8 protein-coding genes are annotated in these 12,654 nt (G+C 45.7%); 7 read left to right on the top strand and 1 reads right to left on the bottom strand.

The annotated features are described in order from the left end of the window. The first annotated feature begins 7 nt into the window (after positions 1–7). From AYW76_RS04795 to AYW76_RS04770, 6 genes are all read left to right on the top strand, one after another. Positions 8–775, top strand: a complete 768-nt coding sequence (locus AYW76_RS04795) for a 3-hydroxyacyl-CoA dehydrogenase (RefSeq protein ID WP_067216489.1) — start codon at positions 8–10, stop codon at positions 773–775. A 10-nt stretch (positions 776–785) separates the two neighbouring features. Continuing rightward, positions 786–2,534 (top strand): acyl-CoA dehydrogenase, encoded by a 1,749-nt coding sequence (locus AYW76_RS04790; protein WP_082866108.1) that lies wholly within the window; start codon positions 786–788, stop codon positions 2,532–2,534. 65 nt (positions 2,535–2,599) lie between these two features. After that, positions 2,600–4,450 carry a feruloyl-CoA synthase gene (locus tag AYW76_RS04785; RefSeq protein ID WP_067216486.1) on the top strand — a complete coding sequence of 617 codons (1,851 nt, stop codon included), beginning with the start codon at positions 2,600–2,602 and terminating at the stop codon, positions 4,448–4,450. An 88-nt stretch (positions 4,451–4,538) separates the two neighbouring features. Next, entirely contained in the window at positions 4,539–5,288 is a 750-nt protein-coding gene (locus tag AYW76_RS04780) for an electron transfer flavoprotein subunit beta/FixA family protein (protein ID WP_067216482.1), read from the top strand. Then, complete coding sequence (locus AYW76_RS04775; RefSeq protein WP_067216478.1) at positions 5,289–6,218, top strand: electron transfer flavoprotein subunit alpha/FixB family protein; 930 nt, start codon at positions 5,289–5,291, stop codon at positions 6,216–6,218. A 25-nt stretch (positions 6,219–6,243) separates the two neighbouring features. Further along, positions 6,244–7,869, top strand: a complete 1,626-nt coding sequence (locus AYW76_RS04770) for an electron transfer flavoprotein-ubiquinone oxidoreductase (protein ID WP_067216474.1) — start codon at positions 6,244–6,246, stop codon at positions 7,867–7,869. Between the two features lie 73 nt (positions 7,870–7,942). Here the strand turns inward: AYW76_RS04770 and AYW76_RS04765 are convergent, their stop codons facing one another. Continuing rightward, the gene (locus AYW76_RS04765; RefSeq protein WP_067216471.1) at positions 7,943–9,124 is read right to left on the bottom strand and encodes an AGE family epimerase/isomerase; all 1,182 of its coding nucleotides are present in this window, start codon (positions 9,122–9,124) and stop codon (positions 7,943–7,945) included. A gap of 151 nt (positions 9,125–9,275) precedes the next feature. Between AYW76_RS04765 and AYW76_RS04760 the strand changes: the two genes are divergently transcribed. Further along, complete coding sequence (locus AYW76_RS04760; RefSeq protein ID WP_067216468.1) at positions 9,276–12,644, top strand: MHYT domain-containing protein; 3,369 nt, start codon at positions 9,276–9,278, stop codon at positions 12,642–12,644. The last annotated feature ends 10 nt before the right edge of the window (positions 12,645–12,654 follow it).

Raw genomic sequence — 12,654 nt, 5'->3', positions numbered from 1 at the left:
GGGTACTATGGATATTCAAGGTCGTCATTTTGTTGTGACAGGTTCTGCGTCGGGTATTGGTGAAGCCGTTGCTCGTCGATTACATCGTCTAGGTGCGAGTGTTTCACTTGCAGACTTAAATGAAGAGGGACTTAAGCGTGTCGCAAAAAGCTTAGGTGAACGTGTGCAATTTGCCGTGACGGATATTTCTGATGAAGCTTCCGTTCAAGCTTCGATTGATCAAGCGGTTGAAGCGTTTGGTGAGATCAATGGTCTGATTAACTGTGCGGGTATTCCAGGGGCTGAACGAGTGGTTGGACGTGAAGGTCCGCATACACTTTCTGGTTTTGAACGAGCGCTCAAAGTCAACCTGTTAGGCACTTTTAATATGATTCGTCTTGCGGCGGATAAAATGCAGAATAATGAGCAACAGCCTAATTTAGAGCGTGGCGTCATCATTAATACGGCCTCAGTCGCCGCGTTTGATGGCCAAATTGGTCAAGCCGCGTATGCCGCATCAAAAGGTGGTGTCACAGCGATGACGCTTCCGATTGCTCGAGAACTCGCACGTTTTGGTATCCGTGTTATGACCATTGCACCGGGCATCTTTAAAACACCGATGATGGACGTGCTACCTGAGGAAGTTCAACAATCTTTAGGCGCTGCCGTGCCTTTTCCTCCACGCCTAGGCGACCCAGATGAATTCGCGCAACTGGTTCAGCAAATCATTGAGAACGTCATGTTAAACGGTGAAGTCATTCGTTTAGATGGTGCGATTCGTATGGCTGCGAAGTAGGAGAGGCGCGATGAGCTACCAAGCCCCATACAAAGACATGCAATGGTTAGTTGAACAAGCGTATCAGTCGCAAAACTTAGCTGAGTTGAATTCATTGCAAGACTTCGATTTGGATTTAGCCAATGCCATCATTGATGAAGCTAATAAATTTGCCAGTCATGTTTTGGCGCCATTAAACGCAGTTGGCGACACGCAAGGCTGTCAATTTGACAATGGACAGGTCACAACCCCAAACGGTTGGAAAGAAGCGTATGCTCAGTTTCGAGACTCAGGCTGGATTGGCTTAGCGCTTCCGGAAGCGTTTGGTGGACAAGGTTTACCCAAATACATAGCTCAACCTGTTAATGAGATGTGGCTATCCAGCAACTTAGCGTTTGTTATGTTCGCAGCCTTGGCGCAAGGTGGCTCAGAGATTTTATTAAAGTTTGCGTCAGACGATGTGAAAGCACGCTATTTAACTCAAATCGTGACAGGTGAATGGACCGTAGCCATGTCTTTGACTGAGCCGAATGCAGGTTCTGACTTAGGTGCGTTAACGACAAAAGCCGTTCCTCAAGCTGACGGCACTTACCAAATCAAAGGTCAAAAGATTTACATTACCTACGGCGAACACGATATGGCGGACAATATTGTTCATCTTGTGTTGGCGCGTACACCGGATGCGCCTGCTGGCAGCCGAGGAATTTCATTGTTTGCGGTACCGAAATATCGCGTCAGCGATGAGGGTGTCTGTGGCGAATTTAATGATGTTCGTTGTACCGGTATTGAACATAAAACGGGTCTTCACGGCAGTCCTACGTGTTCCATCAGTTACGGCGATAACGACGCTTGTGTGGGGGAACTTATTGGTGAACTCAATCAAGGTCTAATGGCTATGTTCGTGCTCATGAATGAAGCTCGCCTAAGTTGTGGTCTACAAGGAGTGGCATTAGGAGAGCTTGCGTATCAGAAAGCCCTGCAATATGCCCATGAACGAGTACAAGGTGCGGGAGCAGGCGGAAAGCGTGTGGCGATTATCGAGCATCCTGATGTGCAGCGTATGCTACTTAGCATTCGCTCGGAAACATTTGGCTTACGTGCTTTGGGTTATCAAATTGCCGCTTTGCTTGATGTATCGGAGCATTCGCAAGATTTAGCACGCGTGCGAATGGCTGAAAGTCGCATTGCCTTATTGACGCCTATCTTTAAAGGCTTCGCGACTGAGCAAGCGAATGACATGGCTGGCACGGCGATCCAAATTTTTGGCGGTATGGGGTTTGTAGAAGAAACCGGTATTGCACAAGTGATGCGCGATGCTCGGATAACAACGATTTACGAAGGTACTACAGGCATTCAGGCTAAAGACTTAGTGCATCGAAAAATCCGAATGGATCAAGGTGTTGCTATGAGTCAGCTGTTAACAGATATGCGTGATGACATCAGTGCAGCGCCACAAAGCCAACCCCATCAGCGTTTGGCTGTAGCAGTGGATCAGCTGGCACACGTTGTTGATAGAATATTGCTCAATCCGAATGCGGATACGGCCAAATTAGACGCTGTGGCGGTGCCATTTTTAAATGCCATGGGGGGGATTTGTTGTGCGTGGCAATTAGCTCGATTGGCGCAGCAAGTACAAATCAATCAAACACAAGATGATGGCTTCTTTAGAAATGTGGTGGCCTTAGCCGATTTTTACAGTGCGTACCAATTACCGCTTGCACAAGCGGCCTTAACAACCGTAAGCCAAGAACAGAATGGAGTTGGTGCTTATCAGTTTTAGCGTCTAATACAAAAGGTGTAAGCCTTCTTTGAACGAATAAAAATAACAAGTCTCAGGAGAATAAAATGACCAGCGAATTCCATCCGATCAAGGTGGTGAGTCACTCTGTTGCGATCGAGAAACGTGATAATGGTGAACAAATCATAAGCTGCCAAACAGAGCTTGCAGAATATGCACGCTGTTTAACAGACCGTTTAGTCTATTGGGCTGAGCGTACACCCGATGTTGTCTTTGTCGCGCAACGCGATGATGAAAACAAATGGGATCGATATACTTATGCTGAAGCCTTAGAAAAGGTACGTCAGCTCGCTTCGTGGTTGTTAGAACAACCTGTTTCCTCAGAACGTCCGATTGCCTTTTTATCAGGCAACAGTTTAGAGCATTTGATGCTTGCTATGGCGGGTTACTACGTTGGTGTGCCCCATGCGCCAGTATCACCGGCATACTCATTAGTGGCCACCGATTACGCAAAGTTAAAGCACGTGATTGATTTATTGACCCCAGGCTTGATCGTGGTAGATAAATTAGCGCCTTATGAAAAAGCGATTAAGGCAGTGTCCGATAGTGACGTACCAGTGGCGGTGATGTATGGCGATACGACTTCTGAGTTGATCAATAATCCAACGGTATCTTTTGCCCAGTTCTGGCAGCATCCACAAAACCCAGAGATCGAAGAACGTAACGCAGCATTGAATGGCGATACCGTAGCCAAGATTCTCTTTACGTCAGGCACAACAGGGATGCCTAAAGGGGTGATAAACACTCATCGTATGTTGTGTGCTAATGCCGTCATGATCCGTGACACCATGGCCTTTTTAGCCGACGAGCCACCTGTGATGGTCGACTGGCTACCGTGGAACCATACTTTTGGTGGCAACCATAATGTCAGCATTGCCTTGTACAACGGTGGATCGTTCTACCTTGATGACGGTAAACCAACCGAAGCGCATTTTCATAAAACGTTAAATAATCTTGCTGAAGTAGCACCTACCGTTTATTTCAATGTGCCTAAAGGTTTTGAGTTATTAGTGAAAAAGCTGCAACAAGATGATGAGTTAGCGCGTAAGTTTTTCTCTCGTCTGCAGTTTATGTTTTTTGCCGCCGCAGGTATGGCCCAGCATATTTGGGATGACATTGACGCATTAGCGATTAAGTACACGGGTAAAAAGATTCCTATTTTAACCGGATTAGGGGCGACTGAAACCGCGCCATCTGTGACCTTCGCTTCGATTGAAGAGAGTGCTTCGGGTGTGATTGGCAAGCCTGCACCAGGTGTCACACTTAAGTTAGTACCTAACGAAGGGAAGCTGGAAGCCAGAGTAAAAGCGGTGACGGTGATGCCAGGTTACTGGCGCCAGCCGGAATTAACTGCTAAATCTTTTGATGACGAAGGCTTTTACTGTTTAGGGGATGCAATCGCATACTTGGATGAAAACAAGCCTGAGCGCGGATTTCGTTTTGACGGACGGGTTTCAGAAGACTTTAAATTGGACAGTGGCACATGGGTGAGTGCCGGGACATTACGAGCAAAATTCATCAGTGCTTTTGCGCCATTGGTACAAGATGTTGTGCTGTGCGGCACCAACCGCTCCTTTATTACTGGGTTAGTTTTCCCCGATGTGGTGTATTGCCAAACGTTAGTAGACAACGGTTCAGCATTATCTACTAAAGAACTGGTGGAACATCCTATTATCCGCGCAGCATTTGAGGAGAAATTAAAAGCCTTCAAAGCACAAGGTACTGGGAGCTCTACTGTGGTGAATCGCATTTTGTTGCAACATGAAGCGCCTTGCATCGATGCCAATGAAGTAACCGATAAAGGTTCATTGAATCAACGCAATGTCCAAGACTATCGCGCTGATCAAGTTGACGAATTATATCAAGAGCCTAAATCTGTCAGTGTAATTAGCGTTTAATGTTATTGAAGAAAACCAGCCTTGAAGCGACTCTAAAGGGGTGATTGGCGTTTATTGTTATAAGAAAAAGTATCTTTAGGTGACGATTATGAAAATATTAGTCGGTGTTAAGCGCGTAATAGATTACAACGTAAAAGTACGCGTAAAGTCTGACAACACAGATGTAGATTTAAGCAATACCAAAATGGCGATCAACCCATTTTGTGAAATCGCAGTTGAAGAAGCCATTCGTCTGAAAGAAGCGGGTATTGCCACAGAAGTGATTGCGGTAAGCGTGGGTTCTAGTGCTAGCCAAGAGCAATTACGCACAGCCATGGCGCTGGGTGCAGATCGTGCTATTTTAGTGGAAGCCGAAGGGACCGTTGAGCCCCTGAATGTGGCCAAAGCTTTCGCCAAAATTATGGCGCAAGAAGAGGCAGGCCTAGTGATCTTAGGTAAGCAGTCTATTGATTCAGACAACAACCAAGTTGGCCAAATGTTGGCGGCATTGACGAAACGTCCTCAGGGCACATTTGCCTCAAATGTAACCGTTGATGGCGACAGTGTATCGGTTACACGTGAAATCGATGGCGGTTTGCGCACGATTAAATTGGCGCTGCCGGCGATTGTGACAACGGATCTGCGTTTAAATGAACCTCGTTTTGCCAAGCTTCCAGACATTATGAAAGCGAAGCGTAAACCACTGGATAATACCTCTTTTGCAGATCTTGGTATCGAAGTGAAGCAACATATTCAGCTTGATAAAGTGGAGGCCCCCGCAGCGCGCCAAGGCGGCGTGAAAGTCGGCTCGGTTGATGAGCTTATCCAGAAACTGAAAGATGAAGCGAAGGTGATCTAAATGGCTACTCTATTGATTGCAGAACATAATGGTACAGAATTAGCGCCTGCAACCTTGAGCGCTTTAACCGCCGCACAACAGATCGGTTCTGATGTAACGGTTCTAGTCGCTGGCGCCGATGTTAAAGCCGTGGCTGATGCGGTGGCGCAATGCGCAGGCGTGAGTAAAGTCTTGTTGGCAGAGGGCGATAGTTTAGCCCATGACTTAGCTGAAAACCTAAGCGAGTTGGTTATGTCCATGGCAAGTGATTATTCACACATCATGGCGCCGGCTAATTCTGTGAGCAAAGACACCATGCCACGCGTGGCGGCTTTGTTGGATGTTGGTCAGCTGTCGGATATTACTGCGGTATTAAGTGGCGATCAGTTTCAACGCCCAATTTATGCGGGTAATGCGATTGCGACGGTAACATCGAAAGATGCAACGAAAGTCATTACGGTACGTGCCGCAGCGTTTGATAAAGTAGCAACAACCGGTGGTTCAGCTACGGTTGAATCCATTGCTGCACCGGAAGCAAACAGCCACTCTTCTTGGGTCAGCGATGAGCTTTCTAAGTCTGAACGTCCTGAACTAACGGCCGCAGAACGCATTGTATCTGGTGGTCGGGGTGTGGGCAGCGCCGAAAACTTTGCTTTGGTTGAAGCCTTAGCTGATAAGTTGGGCGCAGCTGTTGGGGCATCTCGAGCGGCCGTCGACTCTGGTTTTGTCGCTAACGATTTACAAGTAGGCCAAACTGGTAAAATTGTTGCACCGAGCCTGTACATGGCATTTGGCATCTCGGGTGCCATTCAGCATTTGGCGGGCATGAAAGACTCTAAAGTCATTGTTGCGGTTAACAAAGATGAAGACGCGCCTATCTTCCAAGTGGCTGATTACGGCTTAGTGGGAGACTTGTTCGAGGTTCTCCCTGAAATGACTGAAAAACTATAACGATAACAATAAGAGGAGTGCAGTTATGCGTGAATCGATGGAATTTGATGTAGTCATCGTTGGAGCTGGTCCTTCAGGTCTTTCTACTGCCATTCGTTTAAAACAGCTTAATGCTGAGTTAAACATCTGTGTATTAGAAAAAGGCTCTGAGGTCGGTGCGCATATCCTATCCGGTGCCGTGCTTGAGCCCCGAGCCTTAAATGAATTGTTTGAGAATTGGCAGGATCTGGGCGCTCCTCTAAACACGCCGGTTACTAAAGATGAAGTCTACGTCTTAAAAAATGGTGAAGTGAGTAAAGAAATTCCCCATGCATTAGTGCCTAATTCTATGAAGAATGACGGTAACTATATCGTCAGTGTGGGTAATTTGAGTCGCTGGTTAGCGGAACAAGCGGAAGGGTTAGGGGTAGAAATCTTTCCTGGCTTTGCTGCAGCCGAAATTTTGTATCACGAAGACGGCCGTGTGAAAGGTGTCGCGACGGGTGATATGGGGATTTCTGCCAGTGGCGAACAACTGCCGACTTATATGGAAGGCATGGAATTACATGCCACGTATACAGTGTTTTCAGAAGGCTGTCGTGGTCACTTAGGCAAACAACTGATTCAAAAGTTTTCTCTGGACACGAATGCGGATCCTCAGCATTACGCTCTAGGTATTAAAGAATTATGGCAGATTGATCCGGCAAAACATCAACCGGGTCTGGTAGTGCATGGGGCGGGTTGGCCTCTTGAAGACGCCAGTGGTGGTTTCTTCTTATATCACACCGACAACAATCAAGTCGTAGCGGGTTTAATCGTTGATCTAAACTACCGCAACCCTTGGCTTAGTCCGTATGAAGAGTTTCAACGGTTGAAGCATCATCCGTTATTCAAACAATACCTTGAGGGTGGCGAACGCGTGTCTTACGGCGCCCGTGCGATCACAAAAGGAGGCTGGAATGCCTTGCCAACCATGACCATGCCTGGCGCGATGTTAGTGGGCTGTGATGCAGGAACACTGAACGTAGCAAAAATCAAAGGCACCCATACGGCGATGAAATCTGGGATGTTAGCGGCTGAGGCAATTAGCCAAGTACTGGCTGATGACAGTCTATCTTTAGGTAAAACCTTTAGTGATGCCTTTGATCAGTCTTGGTTGAAGCAAGAGTTGTACAGCACGCGTAACTTTGCACCTGCTATGCATAAATTTGGTACGGTTTTGGGTGGCGCGTTTAACTACCTCGATCAGAATATCTTAGGCGGTAAAATGCCGATTACCCTGCATGACACATCGCTAGACCACGCTCAAATGCAGACGGTAGCGCAAGCGAAGAAAATTGACTACCCAAAACCGGATGGAAAATTAAGCTTTGATCGTTTGTCTTCTGTCTTTCTATCGAATACAAATCATGAAGAAGATCAGCCTTGTCATCTTACTTTAGCGGATGACAGTATTCCGACGGGCAGTAACTTAAGTCAATTTGCAGAACCTGCTCAACGTTATTGTCCAGCTGGTGTGTATGAAATAGTCGAACAAGCGTCTGGGCCAACATTCCAAATCAATGCGCAGAACTGTTTACACTGTAAAACCTGTGATATTAAAGATCCAGCGCAGAATATTACGTGGGTCACGCCTGAGGGCACTGGTGGTCCCAATTACCCAAACATGTAATACACTTTATTCCTGACCCCATATATAAAGCCCCGCTGTGGTAATACACGGCGGGGCTTTTGAGTGTATGGCATCAATAATTATTAATGGTGTCCAACACGTCCCAGCAAGCCCCCAACGTATGGTAGTCAACTTTCCCCATTGGCGACTTTTCGTTGGTGATTTTGCTGCCGTCACGGGCAACGATGCGAAACCAAGCTCCGTACTTATGATCGATTAAATGATCCCAGCTGTATTGCCAAAGCTTGTTGTACCACTCTAAGTAGACGGGCTCTTGAGTCGTTTGATATAGGCGATAGGCCGCGGCGATGGCTTCAGCTTGCACCCAGAAGTATTTCTGGGCATCGGAAAACACCCCCGTATCCGGAGCAAAGCCATAGACCAATCCACCAAATTCGTCGTCCCAGCCTTTTGATACCGCTTGATCAAACAAAGATCGAGCGCGCTCTTTTAACCATTTGTCTGGACTTAATTGATCGAGTTGAAGGAGTAGTTTGGTCCACTCCACTTGGTGTCCAGGTTGGAATCCCCACGGCTTAAATAAGTCATCTGGTTTATCGATATTGTATTGCCAGTCGGGTTGCCAATTTTTATCGTAATGTTCCCAGATCATACCGCCTGCTTGATCACACAGTTCACCAGCAAAGCGTTGAGCAAGTGTCATTGCTCGAGATAAAAAACGTTGGTCGCCAATGGCACGATAGGCTGCAATAAAGGCTTCACACAGATGCATGTTGGCATTTTGGCCACGATAGGGGTCTAGTGAGGTGAGGTCTGTGGATAATTCATCGGCGTAGGCAGAGAATTCAGCTTGGTAAAAATGTGTGTCGAGCCAGTGATAAAGATGTACTAGCTTGTCGGTTGCATCGATGAGACCAGCAAGATGGGCATGGGAATAGGCAAGGACAACAAACGCATGGCCATACGCCATAGCGGTTTTGTCCGTGTCATCCCCTAGCATCCAAGCATAATGATCAGTCTTAGGCAGATAATGCTTTTGTTCGAGGTAGTCTAAGCCTTGTCTTGCCCAATCGGCATAATGATCACCATAACCTCGGCGGTAGGCTTCGGCATAATTGAAGACAAATCGACAGGAAGAAACAAGGTGCTTGGAGTGAGGATCGAAGACCTGCCCGTCATCTAAAAAACTTTGATAAAAACCGCCATTTGGATCTAGTACAACCGGCTCATAAAAATTTAATATGCTATGAGTGTGTTGCTGTAAAAAATCTGGCTGATCAAACTGTGGTGGCATGATAAATCCTCCATACTTTATGACTTATGATGAAAATTGCCAAGAAGCGTTACGCTATCACTACATAACGAGACGTTTATTATTGTTAACATTAATGAACGAGCTGTGAAGTAAATGAATGGCATTTTTGATGATACGGAATGAGTCGAATATGAGCTGGTTAAATCAATTTTTCACGACTGACGTAGATCCGTCTTTACTAGTAACAGGGGAGTATGACCCGCTGTTAGTCGTGTTGTCTATATTACTGGCGTCCAGTGCTTCGTTTTTTGCCTTACGGCTAGCGGAAACAGCGCGGCATATTGTGCTGACGCGATACCGTCATATAGCGACTGTGACTGGTGCGGTTATTCTGGCTGGCGGTATTTGGAGTATGCATTTTGTTGGCATGCTGGCGTTAGATTTTCCTCATGCAATGAACTATGACCTGTTCCTGACGATCCTTTCTTTATTTCCTGCCATTATTGCAAGTTATAGTGTGCTTAAGTCGCTTATATATGTACAAGAAAAGGACGCTCTGTCGTTACGTTTAACCTTAAGAAATGGTGTTATTGTCGGCGCGGGCATTGGTGCTATGCATTACTTAGGCATGGCAGCCATGGATATGCACCTTTCTATAAAGTACAACCCATATTTGTTTGTGTTATCTCTGCTGGTTGCAGTTGTGCTGGCATGTATTGCATTGTTGGCGCGTCGCAGCATGCGGTTAATGTTTCCTAATGTCCCGACTATTCGAATTAAACTGGTGATTGCAACGATCATGGGGCTTGCGATTTCTGGCATGCATTATACTGGAATGGCTGCTGCATATTTTATAAATGATTCCTCTATCAGTTTGCTGGTTCAGTCGAATGACAAAAATGTCGAGTTAGCGTATGCGGTGTCTATCTTCTCATTTTTGATTTTTATTCTAGCGGTTAATGTGAGTTCACAGTTGCGTTATCGTCAGTTATTGATAGAGAAAACAGCCAGTGAAGCACATACCCAAGCAGTACTGGATACAGCGACAGATGCCGTTATGACAATTAATTCAAACGGAGTGATTCAAGAGTTTAATTTATCTGCTCAGAATATGTTTGGATGGACCGAGTGCGAAGCGACGGATCAATTTGTAGGTGTGCTTTTTCCTGATTCCAGTGATGATTCTTATGATGGCTTTCTCATAGATTACTTTGATGGGCGCGAGAATAATATCGTTGGCACCCAACGTGAACTTATAGCGCGCCACAAAAGCGGTCGATTATTTCCTATTTCGCTTGGTATTGGTCGTATCAATTTGCCTGATGGAGAGCTGCTGTATGTGGGTTTTACCTCAGATCTTTCTCAGCGCCGTGAAATGGAAGCGCGTATCTCGAAGAGTGAAGAACGTTTAAGTTCCTTAATTCGCAATATTCCAGGAGTGTCGTATCGCTGTTTACTGGATGAAAACTGGACGCCATTGTTTGTTTCCGACGCGATTGAAGAGCTTAGTGGCGAAAAAGTGGAAGATTACTTAGAAGGGCGTTTAGGTTTCGCTTCGTGGTTGCATCCAGATGATAAAGAAGCAGTAGTTGAATTTTTCGATAATGTAGTGGGAAAGCAAGATAAATACGAACTTGAGTACCGCGTAATTCATAAAGATGGCTCTACAGTTTGGATCTTAGAAAGCGGTACCATTGTTTACGATGAGGACCGCAACGCAAAATGGCTTGATGGGGTCATGTTGGATATTACCAAGCGTAAGGAAATGGAAGATGAGCTACGCGAAGCCAAACTAAAAGCGGAAGACGCAGCAGAATCCAAAGCTTCGTTTTTAGCCAATATGAGTCATGAAATACGTACCCCAATGAATGCCATCATTGGTTTTAGTAGTATTTTGCTTGATTCTTCTTTGCCGGTTGAGACGCGTAAACATTTGCAGACTATTAGCCAGTCTGCCCAATCATTACTGCATTTGCTGAATGATATTTTGGACAGCGCGAAACTAGATAAGCATAAACTAGAGTTGGAGTTGAAGCCATTTCGCTTAACAACCAGTGTTGATACCGTGATCTCGACCCTATGGTTGCAAGCGAAAAGCAAAGGCCTAGAGTTGAATTTCAATATCAGCCCTGAATTACCCAGTGTTTTCACAGGGGCTGAGGATCGTATTCGACAGGTGCTTATGAATTTAGTTGGCAATGGCATTAAGTTTACTGAAACTGGCTCTGTTACGCTGTCGGTAGCGCCTATTGTTGAGCGAGATAACTGGGTGCGTTTTGCCGTAAAGGATACTGGCATTGGTATCTCAGAAGAGCGTGTCAATGCAATCTTTGATGCCTTTACTCAAGCCGATGCTTCTATGAGTCGACGCTTTGGTGGTACTGGTTTAGGCACCACAATTTCAAAGCAACTAGTAGAGTTAATGGGTGGGGGAATTTATCTTGAAAGTCGCTTAGGTGAGGGAAGTTGTTTTTACTTTGATATTCCTTTGCCGCCTGCTGAGCAAGAAGAGGAAGTCCCTACGCAATCATTACAATTACCTCCATTAAGAATTCTGGTTGCAGATGACATTGAAGAAAACTTAACCTTACTGGATATTCTTTTAAGCAAACAAGGTCACACGGTCTTTATGGCCAATGACGGCGTTGAAGCAGTAGAGCAATATAAGTCCTTACGACCACAGTTAGTCCTTATGGACATCCAAATGCCTCGTATGGATGGATTAGAAGCCTGCAAAGGCATCCGAGAATTTGAAGCTCTTGCAGGATTAGAAGAAACGCCTGTGATTGCTTTGACCGCCAGTGTTCTTTTAGAAGACAGATTACAGGCCCAAGAAGCCGGTATGTCAGGTTTTGCTAATAAACCTGTTGATCTCATCAAGCTGAGTCAAGAAATGGCCCGAGCTTTAAATCTTGAATTAGAAAGTCTCGACACTACCTCAAGCGCTAAACCTGATAATAGCCAACAATTATCAGTCGTACACGTTACCAAAGGCATGGATTTATGGGGTGACTACAGTGTTTTTACGAGAGAAGTAATAAAGTTTTACCATAAACACCAAGCATTATTGAGCACACTTAATCTAACTATTGAGCAGCAGGACTGGCCTTTATTGGCGGAACAAGCGCATGCACTGAAAGGCCTCACAGGTAACTTAGCCTTACTGCCGCTTTACCAACACTTTATTATGTTAGAAAGTGCTGTGGTTAATCGTCGTGACGCTGAAGTCTCACAGGTGTTAGAGGCGTTGCAGCAGACATGGGATAAGCTTGGGCAGGATGTAGTGTGGTTAGAGTCTGAGCAAAAGCAAAAGGAATGTATAGATGAGCAAGCCATGGAAACTGTATTGGCCGATCAAACCATGAATAAGCTACTGACAGAGTGGCTTTACATTACCGAGTCAGGTGAGATTGATGACGAACTGTCTCAGTCGATAGCAAAAGGTGCGCGACAGGATATTGCAACATTAGTCGCCCAAGCCATTCATGCCATCGACGAATTCGAGTTTAACGATGCTGTGGAGTTTATTCTCCAAGCACGTAGCCTCATCCGACAATAATAAGAGAAAC

Origin of the sequence: Marinomonas gallaica, assembly GCF_001639745.1 — a bacterium.
Lineage (GTDB): Bacteria > Pseudomonadota > Gammaproteobacteria > Pseudomonadales > Marinomonadaceae > Marinomonas > Marinomonas gallaica.
The sequence above is the reverse complement of the archived record's forward strand: the minus strand, read 5'-3'. Positions and strand labels throughout refer to the sequence as shown.

Coding starts and splice junctions, on each gene's coding strand:
- AYW76_RS04760 (WP_067216468.1), top strand. CDS start 9,276: ATGAGCTGGTTAAATCAATTTTTCACGACTGACGTAGATCCGTCTTTA.
- AYW76_RS04785 (WP_067216486.1), top strand. CDS start 2,600: ATGACCAGCGAATTCCATCCGATCAAGGTGGTGAGTCACTCTGTTGCG.
- AYW76_RS04780 (WP_067216482.1), top strand. CDS start 4,539: ATGAAAATATTAGTCGGTGTTAAGCGCGTAATAGATTACAACGTAAAA.
- AYW76_RS04790 (WP_082866108.1), top strand. CDS start 786: ATGAGCTACCAAGCCCCATACAAAGACATGCAATGGTTAGTTGAACAA.
- AYW76_RS04765 (WP_067216471.1), bottom strand. CDS start 9,124: ATGCCACCACAGTTTGATCAGCCAGATTTTTTACAGCAACACACTCAT.
- AYW76_RS04775 (WP_067216478.1), top strand. CDS start 5,289: ATGGCTACTCTATTGATTGCAGAACATAATGGTACAGAATTAGCGCCT.
- AYW76_RS04795 (WP_067216489.1), top strand. CDS start 8: ATGGATATTCAAGGTCGTCATTTTGTTGTGACAGGTTCTGCGTCGGGT.
- AYW76_RS04770 (WP_067216474.1), top strand. CDS start 6,244: ATGCGTGAATCGATGGAATTTGATGTAGTCATCGTTGGAGCTGGTCCT.